The following is a 16,592-nucleotide window of genomic DNA, read 5'->3' as shown; positions in this document are numbered from 1 at the left end:
AATTTAACCCTGATTTAATAATTCACTTAATTCAATTAACGCTGCATTTGCCCGAGAAATATAATTAGCCATAACTAACGAATGATTAGCTAACATTCCAAAGCCACTACCATTTAACACCATTGGACTCCACAACGACTCCTGAGTCGCTTCTAATTCTCGAATAATTTGCTGCAGACTAACTTTGGCATTCTTTTTTTCTAATACGTCAGCAAAATCCACTTCTACTGCTTTTAAGAAATGTATCAGTGCCCAACTTGCGCCTCTAGCCTCATAAAAATTATTGTCTAGCTGCCACCAACTAGTTTTATCGGTCAGCTGATTTGCGGTAGGGGTTGATTGAGTGGCATTTGCGTCGCCAGCTAAATTGGTATCTAAGCGGTCTTGGCCTACGCTGGCACTTAAACGCTGTGACAAACTGCCTAAACGTTTTTCTAACTGTTTTAACCAATCGCGTAAGTTGTCAGCTCTGGCAAAAAACTGCCCTTGTTGCTGTTGGCTATCTGCCAAACTCGCACGATAGGCATAAAGTTTATCAATACCCTCTTGATACTTTGATTCGGCTGAAGGCAATATCCAACTCAAACTATCAATATTAAATTGCGGTTGGGCTTTGGTTAAAAACGGATTTTCTATTGACTGGCTTTGTGAACGGCTGAAATCTTTACGCATAGCCAAAGCTAAATCACGCACCATTTCTAACACCCCAAATTCCCAACTTGGCATGTTGTCCATCATTACGCTTGGCGGTAATACGTCATTTGATAAATAACCCCCCGACTTATTTAACAAGGTTTCACTGACCTTAATTAAACTAGTAGTAGTGACGTATCCTGGTACAAGCATTTCACCATTTTGACTGGCTTGTTGTTGGGCCACGAGTTCTGGCTCAAATAAATCTGGTTCGAAACTCCAATACACTGATAACAGCCAAAATAAGACAATAATGATCCCGACACCACTTACTAGCCATTTTGTTGTTAGGTACTGTTTCATGTTTGCTCCTAATGATGAGAATGGCCACTGAGCCGCGCTACTTTTGCCTTAAATTCAATAAGGTCACCGCTTTGAGTTTGCAAGCTTAACCCTAGAAACTGCCCCTCTTTTAATGGCTGATGTAAGCCAAATAACATGATATGTAATCCACCAGGCTCAAAGGTTAAACTTTTTCCTGCTGGTATCACCACTTGTTCTTGCTTTTGCATGCGCATCATATTGTTTTCATGAATATGCGCATGAATCTCTGCTTTGTCGACAAAATTTGCCTTGGCCGACACCAGTACTACTTCTTCTGATGAACTATTTTCAATGGAAAAATACGCTGAACTATTAGGCACACCAGGTGGCAATAATCGAATAGTGGCGTCAGTCACTTTAATTTGAGCATAAGTTAGTGAACTAATAAGCAGCAAGCTGAATATCGCGATTAATCGCATAGTTTTCTATCCTGAGTGAGTTATTTTCGCAGCTGATTATTCAGTATATTAAACTATCTTACCAATCATTCTGAGCAAAATGTGTATTATTGGTTATATGATTTCACACTCAGTGATATATCAGTAAGCTGGTGTTTTTTTATCTCGAACCAACCATAAGATACAACACAGCACTAATATAAATGGCCAAAATACACTTAACCCCACAACTACTATGCCAATCAATGCGGCAATGACTGCAAAGCCCACGGCAGCAACTATGCTAAAGGCGATAATAAAGCCAACAATCACCATCACAGCTACCGCCACTACAACAGCTAATAATGAACTACTGGCATCTAAATCATAATCAGTCAGCACTAAGTGCATGCCAAACCAATCCGTCGCTATATGCCCTAATCCGTAGGTAAGTGCCGCCACAATAATTACCGCTAAAATAATATTTTTAAACATAGCAAATACCTATCGGCTAGGGATCAGTAAAGTGGCAGTAATATAGGCAATGGCGGTGACCATAGGTAACATAATTAAACACACTACAGCTGCAGCTCTTACCAACCATCTTGGCACAGCCCAATGTTTAGCTAGTCCCGCACATACACCAGATATTTTTCGGTTAAGGGAATCTTTGTATAACCTATTTACATCAAAATAACGTCTCATTTTATTTTCCTTTATTTAATTAACTCAGGGCCTTTTCCAAGCGGCAAACTGGGCTTGCCAACCTGGAAAGGTTCATTCTATGACTTAACACTTAGGCCACCTTTTTACGTAAGGCCTCAAGCTCTTTTTCAATTTCACTTTCTGATTCAAGTTGATCAAATTGCGCTTGTAACCCTTGGCTTTGATCAACTAAGTCATAGGCGTCAACTTGTGACTCTAAGTCGTCAATGCGACGTTCGTACTGTTCAAATCGAATAATTGCGTCGTCAATTTTGACTGAGTGAGCTTTAGTTTTAACCTTTAACCTAGCTGACACTGAACGCTCGCGTAGCAAAATTGCTTTTTGTTTAGCACGGGCTTCGATTAACTTGTCTTGTAATTTGCCCATGTCTTCTTGCAATTTATTTAACGACTCTTCAACTAAGGTAAATTCGCTCGACAAAGCAGTAAGTTGCTGTTGACTGTGGTGTTTTTCTACTAACGCTGATCTGGCTAAATCTTCGCGGTCTTTTTCCACAGCTAAAGCCGCTTTTGCCTGCCAGGCTTGTACTTGTTGCTCAAGCTTGTTTTTTTGACGCTCAAGCTGTTTTTTCTCGGCTAAATTAGTGGCTGCCACAGAGCGCAACTCTACTAGGGTTTCTTCCATTTCTTGGATTAACAGTTTCACCACTTTAGCTGGATCTTCTGCTTTATCTAAGATGGCATTGATATTGGCTTGCACTATGTCTGACATTCTTGAAAACATACCCATTTTAATTTCCTCCAATAGATTAATGAGTTATTAACTGGGTGACCCCAGCACTGCACTAACTATTACAAGTCGTGTGCCAAGTCATCAAAAACACATAAGCCATTGATTTAAAAGAAATATTTAAAAATGAAAATAATTAGGGCCCAGAAAACACAGAAACAATCTCAAAGAATTAGTCAAATAGACTAACTGATTGGTTAAAATCGCAACTTAATAAAAAGACGTTAAAGTGAAAGCATCCATTGCTATTGAGCACTAAAGAGAGGCGCTAGCCTTAAGACTCAGGAAAATACCCAAGCTAATGCCTAAGCTGTTGATAAAAAGGAATTAAGTCGGTTGTAGAGAGAGGTGAAATCAAAGATAACCAATAAAAAAAACGGTCAAACTGCTATTAGTGACCGTTTTTATAGTTGGGCTGGGGTAAGACTTTAGTAAGCTTAGCAATATTAGGTATGGCTTGAATTGCACTTACCATTAATGCGCCAGCAGCGTAGGCCCCAACTGGCGCGAACAACATAACAAATAACCAGAGTTGATTGATCATATCAATCCCTTACTCAGCGGCAGTTTCTGGTTTTTTATCCTTGGTTTCTTTTACATCTGTTATGGTTACTTTGGCTACATAAGCCTTATCTTCGTTGAAACTAACATTGTTAGCCACTGTAAGCACTGCAGAACGCAAGTTGTTATTAAACTCTTGCTGAGCTGCATCCATCGCTTGGTTAACCATACTAGTTACATATCTTTCTAAGCTTACTTCTTCAGCTTTAACTGTTGTAGAAAAAGCTAAGCCAGTAGTCAATATAAGAGCTGCAATTTTAGATTGGGTAAACATGATATTTCCTTTACGTTTAATGTGTTGATAACTGGGTTTAAGCAGTTATTGTTTAAGTCGCAATATCCTTTGCGATAGTTGTGCCAACCTTTAAAAAAATTATAACCCTTTGTTTTTTATTGAATTTTAATATAAATCCGAGTTGCATCTCCCAGCTTAGACCATTTGATAAATTCAAAATTTAGTCAATTACACTATCTGAGTGGTTATTTTCACCAACACTTTCTGATTGATATTGTTTAGCTTTGTGCTGGGCGTTTAATAAAGTGTCTAATGCATCGGTCAAGAGTTCTATGCCCGCGCCTTTTTGCGTGCCATGCTGACTTAAATAACGACGCCAAATACGCCCACCAGCTTGCCCTTGAAACAAACCCAGCATATGCCTTGCAATGTGCCACACTCGTGCCCCTTGCGCGAGCTGTTGTTCCACATATGGCAACATGGCTTCGACTACTTCCACTCGGCTTTTAGCCGGTCGAGGGTCTTGGTAAAACAATTTATCAACCTCAGCTAAAATATAAGGATTGCTATAAACCTCACGGCCAATCATTACTCCATCTAAGTGAGAAAGGTGAGTTTGTGCTTCGGCTAAAGATTTAACCCCACCATTTATGCTGATATGTAAGTGCGGAAATTGTTGCTTTAACTGATATACCCTGTCGTACATAAGCGGAGGAATATCGCGGTTTTGTTTAGGACTCAGGCCTTGTAACCAAGCTTTGCGCGCATGCACAATAAAAGTATCACAACCAGACTCAGCCACAGTTTCGATAAAATGGGTGAGATCTTGATATTCATCCATATCGTCTATGCCAATACGCGATTTCACTGTAACAGGAATATCCACTTCTGCTTGCATAGCTTTAATGCAACTGGCCACAGTTTGAGGCTCTGCCATCAAACAAGCGCCAAATCGACCGTTTTGTACTCTATCTGAGGGGCAACCTACATTAATGTTAACCTCGTCATAGCCATATTGTTGCGCTTCAACAGCACAGCGAGCCATGTCGGTAGGCTCAGAACCACCTAACTGCAGGGCAACAGGGTGCTCCTCTTGATTAAAGGCTAAGTAATCACCTTTACCAAAAATAATTGCCCCAGTAGTAACCATCTCTGTGTATAAAAGAGCGTGGTGTGATATTTGCCTTAAAAAATACCGACAATGCTTGTCTGTCCAATCCAGCATTGGTGCGACTGAAATAGTGCGATTGATAGTGCTGCTCATATTGTGTCTTACCAAGCTAATTAAAAAGGGCGCGCATTCTAGCCGATTTTATGAGCAGGGTGAACACACAATGAGGATCTAACTAAAGAATATAAGTGTTATTAACCAATATTCGTCCTTGAAATACCGTTTTTAACTATTAATCTACCTAGATGCGACATTTTTATTACCACAAGTCTCAAAGACATTCGGCCTTGATTTTAATTGGCAATATATTGCTAGTGTTATTTATGTGGCAAGCCGCACACTGGTTTATCACAGAACAAAAATATGCAGATGCCGCATTGCAACTATTGTATTGGTTAGATCTAGTGGCGCCAATTGTCTTGATTTTACTGCTGTTAATGGCCTGTTATTTGTGGTGCAACAATAAAGGTTTTTATCTTGAACTAACTGACACTCATTTAACTATGCAAGATCCATTGTTTGGCGAATATCAATGGCAGCTTGCCTTACAGCAGATTGTTGAGATTAAGCATTACTTTCAGGTGCACACAGGCTTTACTGAAATTAAGGTGTTAACTCTAGATGGTAAGCAATATCAGTTAACCAAGAACTATGCATACGATAGAAAAAAACTCTATGCCCAAATTCAGGCAGTGGCGCCACATATTAAATTACCCGCTCATCCCTATAAATTTCCGCAAAGTCATTAGTTGAGTTGCTTGGGTTGCTGCACAAAATACACTCTTAGCCAATGTAAATCTTGGTAATCAATACGTTCACCAAGTTGCTCAAACACTGGCTTTAAACGCTCGGCTCCACAAGCTTCAAATGCCTGCAGCACTTGAGTAATGGTATTGGCATCTAGTGCAGTTTGTTTTAATAGTTGCTCAGGATTAGAAAATTTTTGCCCTTGTTCGGCATATCTATATAGATGATTCAATATAGTATTGGGTTTCACTTTAAACATCTGAGTCAATTCTTGAATAGATTTGCCTTGTTCAAAGGCTTGTACAACTTCATGGCTTTTAGCGCTAACTTTGGGCGTACTTGGGCTTGATTGCTGACTGGCTTTTTGCGAATTAGGTTTTTCTTGTAACTCATGCTGTAAACAAAATTCAGTGATGATTGGAATAAACACATCTGCATATTTATCTAACTTAGCTTGACCTACCCCATTGATTTTTAACAAGCTTTCTTTTGAATGTGGAAAATAATAGGCCATTTCGTTTAGGGTACGATCAGAAAAAATTGCATAGGGCGGCAAATTAGCTTGGTCGGCTAAAACTTTTCGTTCGGTTTTTAACAAGGCGATTAAGCGTTGATCCCCTGGACTGTCTAATTGGGTTTTATTGCCGCTAACCTTAGTGGTGTCTTGTTGCAACAAAGCAAAAAATGGCACTTTACCTTTTAACACTTGGCCAGCTTTTTGGGTGAGTTTTAACCCACCAAACTGTTCATCTTGAATTAACAGGCCTTTTTGAATTAATTGTCTTGCTAAGGCCATCCATTGTTTTTTGCTATGCTCGGTGCCTATATTGTAGGTAGACAACAAATTATGCTGATTTTTTAAGACTTTTTCGGCATTCGAGCCGCGCAACACATCCACTATGTAACTGGCACCAAAACGTTGGCCAGTACGATGCACACAAGACAAAAACTTTTGGGCGGCTACGGTTAGGTCAGACTTTTCTTTGCTTTCGCTGGTGCAGTTGTCACAGTTTTGGCAATTTTCTTGTTCAAGTTGCTCACCAAAATAAGATAATAAAGGAATGCGCCTACAGTCTTCTGTTTCAGCAAAAGACAACATTTGCCCCAAGTGTAAATTCGCTAAGCGTTTTTCCTGCTCGTTTTGCATTTGCTCAATAAAAAAGCGTACTTTGCCGGTATCTCCATAACCAAATAACAATAAACAATCTGCTGCTAAGCCATCTCGCCCGGCTCGCCCAATTTGCTGATAATAGCCTTCGATATTTTTAGGTAAATCGTAATGCAATACAAAACGCACATCTGGCTTGTTGATCCCCATGCCAAAAGCAATGGTGGCCACTATTATGTCTACATCGTCGCAAATAAAACGTTCTTGGTAATCGCCACGTTTATCGCTATTTAACCCCGCATGATAGGGCAAAGCTGAGAAACCATCTTGCTGCAATTTGTGGGTTAAGTCGTCAACACTTGCCCGTGATTGACAATAAATAATGCCCGACTGCTTAGGGTACTGTTGGATAAATGATTTGCATTGTTGATAAGGGTTGTCTTTAGGCTGCACACTTAAAAATAAGTTTTGGCGATCAAAACTAGAAATAAACTCACTGCTATCTGCAATATTTAGTTGGCGCTTAATATCTTCTCTCACTCGAGGCGTAGCAGTGGCGGTAAGCGCTATTGTAATGGCCTGTGGAAAGCGGTTGATAAGTTGTGCTAATTGCCGGTACTCAGGGCGAAAATCGTGCCCCCATTCTGAAATACAATGGGCTTCGTCTATGGCAATGCTAGCAACTTGGCAGTTTTCTAACAAATTTAACACACTAAGCTGCAAGGCAGTTTCTGGGGCTAAAAACAGCAATTTTATTTGTTGGTTTTGTAACTGTTGTAAGTTGTTTTGATACTCATGTTCGCTTAATGCGCTATTTAACATACAGGCTGGGACTGCCAGTTCATTTAATTGTCTGACTTGATCTTGCATGAGAGAAATAAGCGGAGAAATCACTATGGTTAAACCATCAAACACCAAAGCCGGAATTTGATAACACAAAGATTTACCACCACCTGTGGGCATAATGGCTAGGGTATTATTTTGCGTTAATACATTGCTAATCACAGAAGCTTGGGAATGGCGAAATTGATCAAAGCCAAAAACCTGATGTAATATTTGTTGTGCTTGCTCAATCATCTGTTTTTACCCTTAAATTAATATCAGTCTTAGGTAAAAACAGATTTTAAAAACCTTTACCCATAACCTAAGACTGAAAACTTTAGCATAGATAGAATTTCCACTACATCTTGCTTAGGGTTTTAGTTTAAACTTGCGCCAGTTTTAAGAAGTTAAGTTGTTTGTTGCTATGTTTTTGCGAGTTTTTGCCCCGATTTTAGGTGCACTTTCTGTTTTATTTTATTTCTCGAATACGATTTTTTGGTTGTTGCCAATTTTATTGTGTTCATTTTTAAAATTGTTGCCCATCAAATTATGGCAAACCTTTATGTCTTATTTGTTAGACGGCTGTGCCACTATGTGGATAACGCTAAATAGTCTGAATCAAAATTTATTTAGCCGTACCCAATTTAAAACTCATGGATTAGCCAAACTTAGCACTAAGGACTGGTATTTAGTGATAGCTAATCATCAATCCTGGGTAGATATTTTAGTGCTACAAAGGGTTTTCAATCGCAAAATCCCGTTTTTAAAGTTTTTCTTAAAAAAAGAACTCATTTGGGTACCTTTTTTAGGTTTAGCATGGTGGGCCCTAGATTTTCCTTTTATGCACAGGTACAGCAAAAAATTAATCGCTAAAAAACCACATTTAAAAGGCAAAGATCTAGAAAATACTCGCAAAGCTTGTGAAAAGTTTCATTTAAAACCCGTGAGTATTATGAACTTTGTTGAAGGCACACGCCTAACAGAACAAAAAAGGCTTAGCCAAAAGAGTCCTTTTCAGCATTTACTTAAACCTAAAGCAGGTGGTATGGCCTTTGTTTTAGGGGCTATGGGTGAACAACTGCACAAGTTACTCAACGTTACTATTCATTACCCAGAAGGTACACCTAGCTTTTGGGACTTTGTTTGTGGCAAAGTGGACAAGGTAGAAGTAGATGTTGAGGTATTGTGTATTCAATCATTACTAAATAGCGAACATTATGGTGCAGATTATTTTGAGAACTCTGCACAGCGGGTGCAATTTCAACGCTGGCTAACAGCGCTATGGCAACAAAAAGATCTTAAGCTGAGTCAATTTAATCAGCAAGGGCACTCGCATGATTAAGGCTTTTTGTTACCTAATAATCTTTCCAATCCACTTTATCTTACAAGCCCTAAACTTGGTTTTTTGGGCTGGCCTTATTATTTTATTTGGCTTAATTAAATTTGTTTTGCCTTTTGCTCTTATTCATAAACCTATCAATGTTTTGTTAAATTTTTTACTTTGTGGATTTGGTACCTGCAGCGTCGCCTTAATTAAGCGTTTTAATCGGGTGAAATTAGACTACCAAGTAGAAGGCCAACTCAGTAAAAAGGAATGGTATTTAATAGTCTCTAATCATTTAAGTTGGTTAGACATAATACTGCTTACCGACTTTGCCGCAGGCAAGATCCCAGCCCCAAAGTTTTTCTTAAAAAAAGAATTAATATGGTTACCTTTTGTAGGATTAGGGGCCTGGGCCTTAGACATGCCATTTATGCAAAGGTACAGTCGTGCGTTTTTAGAAAAACACCCGCATTTACAAGGTAAAGATATAGCCACAACCAAAAAGTCATGTGAAAAATTTCGCCAGTTACCCACCACAGTAATTAATTTTGTTGAAGGCAATAGATATACCCCAGAAAAGCACCAACTAAGACAAAGTCGCTTTACGAACTTACTACCACCTAAAGCAGGTGGCATAGCATTTACCCTTGCAGCTATGGGTGAGTTATTTACCAGTGTATTAGATGTGACTGTGCTATATCCAAATACCCAGGGCAGCCCCATGTTAGCTATGCTAGCTGGGCGTTTAGATAAAGTGGTGATCAGAGTAAAAGTACATCCAGTTGATGAACGAATTATAGGAGACTACTTTAATGATCAAAGCTTTAAACTGAACTTTCAAGCATGGCTAAATTCTGTGTGGCAAGATAAAGATAACCTAATTACCGAATTAAAAGGGAATACCTAAGTGCAAAAATCAGACTTTTCTGAAAAACTCATTACACTTTTAGCCCGCTATGACATTCATCTATCAGTAGAGAGTTGGACATTTCAACTCACTGCACTTACAGGCATTATTTTTATCGCTTGGTTAAGCAGTATCTTTATCAACCGCATATTTAATAGCCGCCTTAGAAAAATATTAAGTAAAAGCAATAACGGCTTTGACGACGAACTATACAGACATGGCTTTTTTAACCGTTTAGGGCATATAGTACCAGCCATAGTGATATATGTACTTAGCCAAACCTTTATCGAACATCCTTCGCTATTGGTTTTTCTCCAAAAAGCCGCGGTGGTTTATATCTTAATTGCCTCAGTTACCGCCATGAGCGCTTTATTAAACACAGTTGAAGATAGCTACAACGCCTCTAATTTAGCCAAAAAAGCCCCTATTACTGGTTTTATACAAGTGGGTAAGTTGTTTATTGTCATCATTGCCGGTTTGTTGATTATTTCAAACCTAATGGACAAATCACCTTTATTATTGTTGTCGGGCTTAGGTGCCGTCACTGCTATTTTATTATTGTTATTCAGAGATACCATTTTAGGCTTTGTGGCCGGTATTCAAATTGCCGCAAACCGTATGGTAAACACTGGTGACTGGATAGAAATGCCTAAATACGGAGCTGATGGTGAAGTCCTGCAAGTTGGCTTAACCACAGTTAAAGTGCAAAACTGGGACAAAACTGTTTCTACTATCCCTACATATACCCTTATTTCTGACTCAGTAAAAAATTGGCGGGGCATGTCAGAAAGTGGTGGTCGTCGAATTAAACGCTCACTCAATATCGACATTCAGAGCATTCAATTTTGCGACAAAGACATGCTCAATGACTTTGCTAAAATTCGCTACATAAAAGATTATATAAATAGCAAATTAGAAGAATTGCAGCGTTTTCATAGCGAACAACAAATTGATGAGACAGATTTAGTCAATAGCCGCAGACTCACCAATATAGGAACCTTACGTGCCTATATGCAAGCATACTTAAAAAACCATCCGTTAATTAACCAAGAGATGACCCTAATGGTCAGACAGCTGCCTTCAACCGAACTAGGTGTACCATTAGAGATTTATTGTTTTTGTGCAGATAAAAACTGGGTGAATTATGAAAGGGTGCAAAGTGATATTTTTGATCACTTTTTGGCAATTTTACCTGCCTTTAGATTAAGGGCCTATCAAAGAATGAGCGATAGACCCGCCACCTAAATACTATGCCTGGGCTAGCTAGTGTTTTAGCCTAGGCAACGCTTAAGCCATATACAAACAAAACAAACAAAGCTAAACCTGAGATCCCAAAAAAACCATACTCAATTTTAGCTTGCATGACGTTTCTACCTGCAGGTTGAGGTAAGAAACTCATAATAATGCTGCTTATGCCCAAAACAAAACTCACTAACGCAAGACCAAATAAAATGGGTTCGTACCAATTACTCATAAATAATTTCCAACAAATTAAACTGTGTATATTATGCACCAAAAACACAAATAGCTAAAAGCCAATAGGCTAAAACAGCGAAAAAAAGTCTGTGGTCTAAATCAACATAAGTTAGCCAAATTCACCAAAGCTCAGCCATATAACACCGCCAATCTAACACAAACCCCATCTAAACCTTTGTTATTTAAGGACATTATATTCTGGCTTGGGATTTGCAATTTTAAATCGACTGTTAATTAAATTGTGATAGCCCCTAGTAGGAGAATAATAATGCGCAAAACTATTTTAGCCACTACCTTAGCGTTAAGCACCATGCCCGCTTTAGCTCATCAATGTAATGTAGAATTTGTAGGCAATCTTCAACTGCAAGATAAAGTGCTAAGTGTCAAAGTAGACTCAGACACTAAAATGAGTGTAGACGAGTTTAAAACCCTTAGGATCAACGGCTCAGCAGTGACTCTTAGCTCAGAGCAACAACAATGGGTAAACCAATATTACGACGGTATTTATCAAGCTGCTCCTCAAGCTGCCGGTATTGCCAAAGATGCCATTAGTTTAGCTAGTATTGCCTTAAATGAAGTTTTTAGTGAATTATTAGGTTCAGATAATGATGCGCTAGCTGATATAACCGAAAGAATGACGCAATTAGATCAACAAATTCAATACAATTTTTATGCTGATAACGGTGAGATCAGATTGTCATCTGACGCCTTTGAAAACGGTGAGTTTTTTGGACAGCAATGGGAGTCGCAGTTTGAAGAATCGATTGAAGCTTTAGTGACTGATTCTATCGGTCATTTAATGGTTGCCCTTGGCTCGCAATTAATTTTTAGCGGTGGGGATATGCAAGAGTTCGAACAAAAAATGGAGCGATTTGGCAACCAAATCGAACAAAAAGTCGAATATCAAGCTGAAGCTCTAGAACACAAAGCTGATGCCTTATGTGCCACATTAAAACATGTAGATTATGCCGAAACCCAAATGCAACAGATTAACCAATTACAAAATTTAGATGTGATCCAAATACAGGCTAAGCACAATAGCATGTGATAAAATGCCAGTATTTAAATAAGGTAAAAAGGCATGCCAAAATCAGCTATATCAGTCATAGGGTGTGGATGGTTAGGTTTGCCCCTAGCGCGTAAATTGCAATCAGCTGGCCATACAATAGTGGCCAGCTGCACAACCCAAGCAAAAGCCGAGCAGCTCAATAAACAAGGTATTCATACCTTAGTTTATGATATAGCCCAGCAGCCCAATCAAGCTAAATTAGCCCCTCTATTTAATAGCGACACCCTTATTTTAAATATTCCATTTGGCCGGCGCCAACCTAGCAACCTTAACTTTATACGGCAAATTAACCAATTGTTATCTTATGCGGTTACACAGAAGATTAATAAAGTGCTCTTTATTAGTAGCAGTTCTGTGTATGGGGAGCCTAATGGCATAGTCACCGAAGCGTGCGTACCTCAGCCCCAAACCGAATCGGCTAAAGCCAATCTAGCCATTGAAAATTTAGTTAAACAAACTTTTAGCCAACATTGTATTTTGCGGCTAGCGGGATTAGTTGGGACAGATCGCCACCCAGTTAACTATTTAGCTGGCAAGAAACAACTTAAGCAAGCACATAAGGTAGTCAACTTGGTTCATCAAACTGATGTGATCCAAGCCGTTTTGCAGATTATCCATCAAGGCTTGTGGTCTGATACCTTACATTTAAGCGCCAATCACCATCCCAGTCGCCAAGATTATTATACCTTAGCAGCTAAACGACTGGGTTTAGCCCTACCAGAATTTAGTTCAGACAGTAAAAATGAAACGGGTAAAACAATAGATGCGAGTGAGTCCTTGGCTAAGCTAAATATGTCATTAGCCTACCCAAGCCCTTTGGATATGCTAGGCAGTAAGTAAGCCCTTACTGCCTAACAATAGGCTAGCAACTAGCCGATTAAAGCGGTACCAAAGTATTTTAACGCCACAGTATTAACAAATATTAACAGTAAGATAACTGGAATAAATGTGCCTACCGAAAAGTCTACATACTTTTCGAACCAACTATTTTCGTAGTCAGCTGAACCTTGGTCTAACTCTTTATTAAAGTTAGCTTTTTTCCAGCGATAGATTACAAAAATACAAATCAATAAACCGTTTAACGGCAAGATAGTGTCGTAAAATACATCCACTATCACATCAAAGAATGATTTTGATTGTCCTGCGTAACCCACAAAGCTAGTGAAGAAATCTAACATGCCAAATGATGTGGCAGCCATTAATGCGATTATCACTAACAAGAGTCCCATCCAGCCTAACGCTTTACGGCGACTGAACTTTTTCTCTTCCATAAGGGCGGCAACCGGCACTTCAAAAATAGACACTATTGAAGTAATAGCAGCAAAAAATACCAATAAGAAAAAGAAACTGGCTACGGCACTGGCACCTATATAACCAATAGAAGCTTGCAGGGCTAAAAAGATTTTAGGTAAGAAAGTAAATATCATACCTACAGAAGAATCACTTAAATCGTTGGTGTTGATATCAGGATTAAATGAAAATACCGCAGGTAAAATCAATAAACCTGCAATAAAGGCTACGGCTGTATCTAGTAAGGCCACCATTTTAGCTGAGCCTGGCACATCACTTTGTTTATCTAAATAAGAGCCATAAGTAATCATGATACCCATACCAAGTGATAAAGAGAAAAACGCTTGGCTCAATGCCCCATTGACCACAGATGCATCAATTTTACTGAAGTCTGGAATAACATAATATTTTACCCCTTCAAATGCATTATCTAGGGTCAATACAAAAATCACTAAAGCTACCAACATAATAAATAAAGTTGGCATCATAAATTTAGCGGCTTTTTCAATACCCTGTTTTACTCCGCCTTGCAGAATAAGGTAAATGATAGCCAGTACTGCCACCATGTAATAAAACAGATCATAACCGTTAACAAAGACCCCAAAGGTAGCTGGATCGGCTAACATTGACAGATTGCCGGTCACAGAGTGGAACAAATAACCAAAGATCCAAACTGTAATGACTAAGTAAAACACCGCAATCATAAAGGGCGTAATAATTGACAACCAACCTGCAAACTTCCAGCCCTTGTGACCATCTGTCATAGTTGAATAAGCGCCAAGAGGATCTTTGCGACTATGTCTGCCCACAGACATTTCGGCCAACATTACTGGCAAACATATAAAAGCCACAAAAATGGCATACATTAACAAAAACGCGCCACCACCATTTTTAGTAGCAGCAACGGGAAAACCAACCATATTTCCAATACCAACTGCCGAACCGGCAGCGGCCAATATAAATCCAATTCGAGAGCCGAATTGTTCGCGAGGTGCGCTCATAATGAGTCCTTTGTTATTTTTATCATTTTTGGATGTTACCAGCACATTATAAAAATGTCTTTGCTGCAATTACAGCAAAGCTTAATTTGACAGCAAAAATCTCTTTACACTTTATTAACCTAATTCACTGCATCAGTTACCAACTAATAGGCTTGCCTTGCCAATCGATAAAGTGAGGACCTTGTTCTGCCTCTAGGTTAGGTAACATTTGCATAAGCGTAGCCACACTAAATTGGCGACTAAAAAGTTTACCCTTGGCCACATTCTGTTGAAAAGGCTTAGATAGTTGGGTATCGACTGTTCCTGGATGATAACTAACAAAACATAAATTTTTTGCTCGTCTTTGGCATTCTATTTGTGCAGATTTCATCAGCATGTTCAATGCAGCTTTGCTCGCCCTGTAGCCATACCACCCACCAAGTTGATTATCTTGAATGCTACCAACCCTAGCGCTCAAACATACAAAATGTGCGGGAATAGCGCTTTTCATTAAGGGCACCAAATATTTAATCCATAATGCAGGCAATAAGGTGTTGGTATTAAAATAGCCAAGCATTTGTTGATAGTTAATGTCTTCAAGGCGTTTTTCTGGCATGAGGGTTTGGCCATTTACTTCAAAATGCAGTGCACCTATACAGCAAATAACACAAGCAATAGGGGTGTTTAATTTTGCTAATTCTGAACAATAATCCGCAATTTGCTGTTCATCTTCAGAATCAATTTGTGCGTATCTTACTCCTTGGATAGCAGACTTAGGTTGAGTTCGAGATACGGCTAGCACATCAGTATAAGCCGCTGAACTTTTGGCTTGTTTTACACACTCTTGGCCAATACCGCCAGAGGCACCAATAATTAACGCGAGTCCTTTAGCCATCCTTAGACTCTGAATTTATCCAACATTTGGCACAGCGTTTTTGCCCTGTGAGTAAGTAAGAAATAAAATAGCGATGCTTAGCAAACACTCTATATAAATAATCAGCCAGATGGCGAGTTAATGGCCACCTTAACGGCGCGTATACCCAAGCTTTATCTACCAACACCCAGGCTAAATACATAACGTCTAACCCACTAATGATAGTGCCATCAGCTAACTTTCCATGAATACGTGCATTTAGGGCTTGCCAATCCAACTCAGGAAATTTCTTAGCAAAGTTTGGTTGCTGAATATCAACAAAGCTAATCTTATTGGCGTTATCCAATTGCGCTAGTTTGTTCATTTCCTTTTGGCATAAAGGGCAAAAGCCATCATAAAAAATGGTCAACACACTAACTTCATTCATTTACTTTACCCCTTACAAGATACGAACAGGCACTTATACGCAAGCTAAAACGATTTGGATGATTTTTTTTATAACTTAGCGTGTTTTACCATTAACAGCCTGGCAATTAGCATTGTAAACTCAGCGACTTGTTCTTTAGGTACTAGTATTGATAACAAGCTAAAATTGTTTTCATTTTTTTTAGAGTAAATTTGCATGAAAAATCTTCACACAGCCACTTTAGCTGGCGGCTGCTTTTGGTGTCTTGAATCAGCTTTTAGCAGTGTTAAAGGGGTGATATCCGCTTACGCTGGTTACGCGGGTGGACAAGTCAGTCAACCTACCTATGAGCAGGTTTGTTCGGGACAAACTGGGCATGCTGAAGTGGTACAAATTAACTTTGATCCGGCTCAGATTAGCTATAGAGATATTTTAGAGATCTTTTTTGCTTTGCATAATCCAACTCAATTAAATCGCCAAGGTGATGACATTGGCACGCAGTATCGCAGTGCCATTTTTTACCATAATACTGAACAAAAAGAGCAAGCTTTAGGTATTATCGAGGAAATTGAACGTGATAAAATATGGCCAGATCCTGTGGTGACAGAGGTGCTTGAAATTAATAATTATTCACAAGCCGAAGATTACCACCAAGATTATTTTTCGCAGAACCCTGAAAACCGTTACTGCAATATGGTGGTGGCACCTAAACTAGCCAAATTTAAACAAAAGTTTGCGAGTAAACTTAAAAATTAAGCTAAGCAGCATGCCT

Annotated in this window: 20 protein-coding genes; 7 read left to right on the top strand and 13 right to left on the bottom strand. The window is 39.0% G+C overall.

The window, feature by feature from the left end:
• Positions 1-3: 3 nt before the first annotated feature.
• From ACVCDT_RS15805 to dusA, 8 genes are all read right to left on the bottom strand, one after another.
• Positions 4-996, bottom strand: coding sequence for a DUF2333 family protein (locus ACVCDT_RS15805; RefSeq protein WP_447133759.1), 993 nt, complete (start codon positions 994-996; stop codon positions 4-6).
• Positions 997-1,004: 8 nt separating this feature from the next.
• Positions 1,005-1,436 (bottom strand): copper chaperone PCu(A)C, encoded by a 432-nt coding sequence (locus ACVCDT_RS15800; RefSeq protein ID WP_447133758.1) that lies wholly within the window; start codon positions 1,434-1,436, stop codon positions 1,005-1,007.
• 120 nt (positions 1,437-1,556) lie between these two features.
• On the bottom strand, positions 1,557-1,889 hold the full coding sequence (locus tag ACVCDT_RS15795) for a hypothetical protein (protein WP_447133757.1): 333 nt from the start codon (positions 1,887-1,889) through the stop codon (positions 1,557-1,559).
• A 9-nt stretch (positions 1,890-1,898) separates the two neighbouring features.
• Entirely contained in the window at positions 1,899-2,099 is a 201-nt protein-coding gene (locus ACVCDT_RS15790) for a PspC domain-containing protein (protein WP_447133756.1), read from the bottom strand.
• 91 nt (positions 2,100-2,190) lie between these two features.
• Positions 2,191-2,850, bottom strand: coding sequence for a phage shock protein PspA (pspA, locus tag ACVCDT_RS15785; RefSeq protein WP_447133755.1), 660 nt, complete (start codon positions 2,848-2,850; stop codon positions 2,191-2,193).
• Between the two features lie 391 nt (positions 2,851-3,241).
• Complete coding sequence (locus tag ACVCDT_RS15780; protein ID WP_447133754.1) at positions 3,242-3,394, bottom strand: hypothetical protein; 153 nt, start codon at positions 3,392-3,394, stop codon at positions 3,242-3,244.
• 9 nt (positions 3,395-3,403) lie between these two features.
• Entirely contained in the window at positions 3,404-3,685 is a 282-nt protein-coding gene (locus ACVCDT_RS15775; protein ID WP_447133753.1) for a hypothetical protein, read from the bottom strand.
• A 181-nt stretch (positions 3,686-3,866) separates the two neighbouring features.
• Positions 3,867-4,910: a tRNA dihydrouridine(20/20a) synthase DusA gene (dusA, locus tag ACVCDT_RS15770; protein WP_447133752.1), complete on the bottom strand. Its 1,044-nt coding sequence runs from the start codon at positions 4,908-4,910 to the stop codon at positions 3,867-3,869.
• A 230-nt stretch (positions 4,911-5,140) separates the two neighbouring features.
• On the opposite strand from dusA, the gene ACVCDT_RS15765 reads away from it, so the two are divergent.
• Positions 5,141-5,566: a hypothetical protein gene (locus ACVCDT_RS15765; RefSeq protein ID WP_447133751.1), complete on the top strand. Its 426-nt coding sequence runs from the start codon at positions 5,141-5,143 to the stop codon at positions 5,564-5,566.
• Here the strand turns inward: ACVCDT_RS15765 and recQ are convergent.
• Positions 5,563-7,749: a DNA helicase RecQ gene (recQ, locus tag ACVCDT_RS15760; RefSeq protein WP_447133750.1), complete on the bottom strand. Its 2,187-nt coding sequence runs from the start codon at positions 7,747-7,749 to the stop codon at positions 5,563-5,565. The two genes, ACVCDT_RS15765 and recQ, sit on opposite strands and share 4 nt — an antisense overlap.
• A 169-nt stretch (positions 7,750-7,918) precedes the next feature.
• Here recQ and yihG (ACVCDT_RS15755) point away from each other — a divergent pair, with 169 nt between their 5' ends.
• The 3 genes from yihG (ACVCDT_RS15755) to ACVCDT_RS15745 are packed head-to-tail and all read left to right on the top strand — an operon-like array spanning position 7,919 to position 10,970.
• Positions 7,919-8,836 carry a 1-acylglycerol-3-phosphate O-acyltransferase, YihG family gene (yihG, locus tag ACVCDT_RS15755; RefSeq protein ID WP_447133749.1) on the top strand — a complete coding sequence of 306 codons (918 nt, stop codon included), beginning with the start codon at positions 7,919-7,921 and terminating at the stop codon, positions 8,834-8,836.
• Entirely contained in the window at positions 8,829-9,725 is an 897-nt protein-coding gene (gene yihG, locus ACVCDT_RS15750; protein WP_447133748.1) for a 1-acylglycerol-3-phosphate O-acyltransferase, YihG family, read from the top strand. Before yihG (ACVCDT_RS15755) ends, yihG (ACVCDT_RS15750) begins: the two co-directional genes overlap by 8 nt.
• Positions 9,726-10,970 carry a mechanosensitive ion channel family protein gene (locus ACVCDT_RS15745; protein WP_447133747.1) on the top strand — a complete coding sequence of 415 codons (1,245 nt, stop codon included), beginning with the start codon at positions 9,726-9,728 and terminating at the stop codon, positions 10,968-10,970.
• A 31-nt stretch (positions 10,971-11,001) separates the two neighbouring features.
• Here ACVCDT_RS15745 and ACVCDT_RS15740 read toward each other — a convergent pair whose 3' ends face one another.
• The gene (locus ACVCDT_RS15740) at positions 11,002-11,199 is read right to left on the bottom strand and encodes a hypothetical protein (RefSeq protein WP_447133746.1); all 198 of its coding nucleotides are present in this window, start codon (positions 11,197-11,199) and stop codon (positions 11,002-11,004) included.
• Positions 11,200-11,469: 270 nt separating this feature from the next.
• Here ACVCDT_RS15740 and ACVCDT_RS15735 point away from each other — a divergent pair, with 270 nt between their 5' ends.
• A complete protein-coding gene (locus ACVCDT_RS15735) occupies positions 11,470-12,249 on the top strand; it encodes a YggN family protein (protein ID WP_447133745.1) in 780 nt (259 codons plus the stop codon).
• 33 nt (positions 12,250-12,282) lie between these two features.
• Positions 12,283-13,110: an NAD-dependent epimerase/dehydratase family protein gene (locus ACVCDT_RS15730; RefSeq protein ID WP_447133744.1), complete on the top strand. Its 828-nt coding sequence runs from the start codon at positions 12,283-12,285 to the stop codon at positions 13,108-13,110.
• A 29-nt stretch (positions 13,111-13,139) separates the two neighbouring features.
• Here the strand turns inward: ACVCDT_RS15730 and ACVCDT_RS15725 are convergent, their stop codons facing one another.
• The 3 genes from ACVCDT_RS15725 to ACVCDT_RS15715 all read right to left on the bottom strand — a co-directional run bounded on the left by ACVCDT_RS15725 (position 13,140) and on the right by ACVCDT_RS15715 (position 15,841).
• A complete protein-coding gene (locus ACVCDT_RS15725; protein ID WP_447133743.1) occupies positions 13,140-14,561 on the bottom strand; it encodes a sodium-dependent transporter in 1,422 nt (473 codons plus the stop codon).
• 136 nt (positions 14,562-14,697) lie between these two features.
• Entirely contained in the window at positions 14,698-15,435 is a 738-nt protein-coding gene (locus ACVCDT_RS15720) for an SDR family NAD(P)-dependent oxidoreductase (protein WP_447133742.1), read from the bottom strand.
• A complete protein-coding gene (locus ACVCDT_RS15715) occupies positions 15,428-15,841 on the bottom strand; it encodes a thiol-disulfide oxidoreductase DCC family protein (protein ID WP_447133741.1) in 414 nt (137 codons plus the stop codon). The genes ACVCDT_RS15720 and ACVCDT_RS15715 overlap by 8 nt, the downstream gene beginning before the upstream one ends.
• 195 nt (positions 15,842-16,036) lie before the next feature.
• Here ACVCDT_RS15715 and msrA point away from each other — a divergent pair, with 195 nt between their 5' ends.
• Positions 16,037-16,576, top strand: coding sequence for a peptide-methionine (S)-S-oxide reductase MsrA (msrA, locus tag ACVCDT_RS15710; RefSeq protein ID WP_447133740.1), 540 nt, complete (start codon positions 16,037-16,039; stop codon positions 16,574-16,576).
• Positions 16,577-16,592: the final 16 nt, after the last annotated feature.

The sequence above is a fragment of the Paraglaciecola aestuariivivens genome (genome assembly GCF_052983255.1).
Note: the sequence above shows the minus strand (reverse complement) of the source record. Positions and strands in the feature narration are given on the sequence as shown.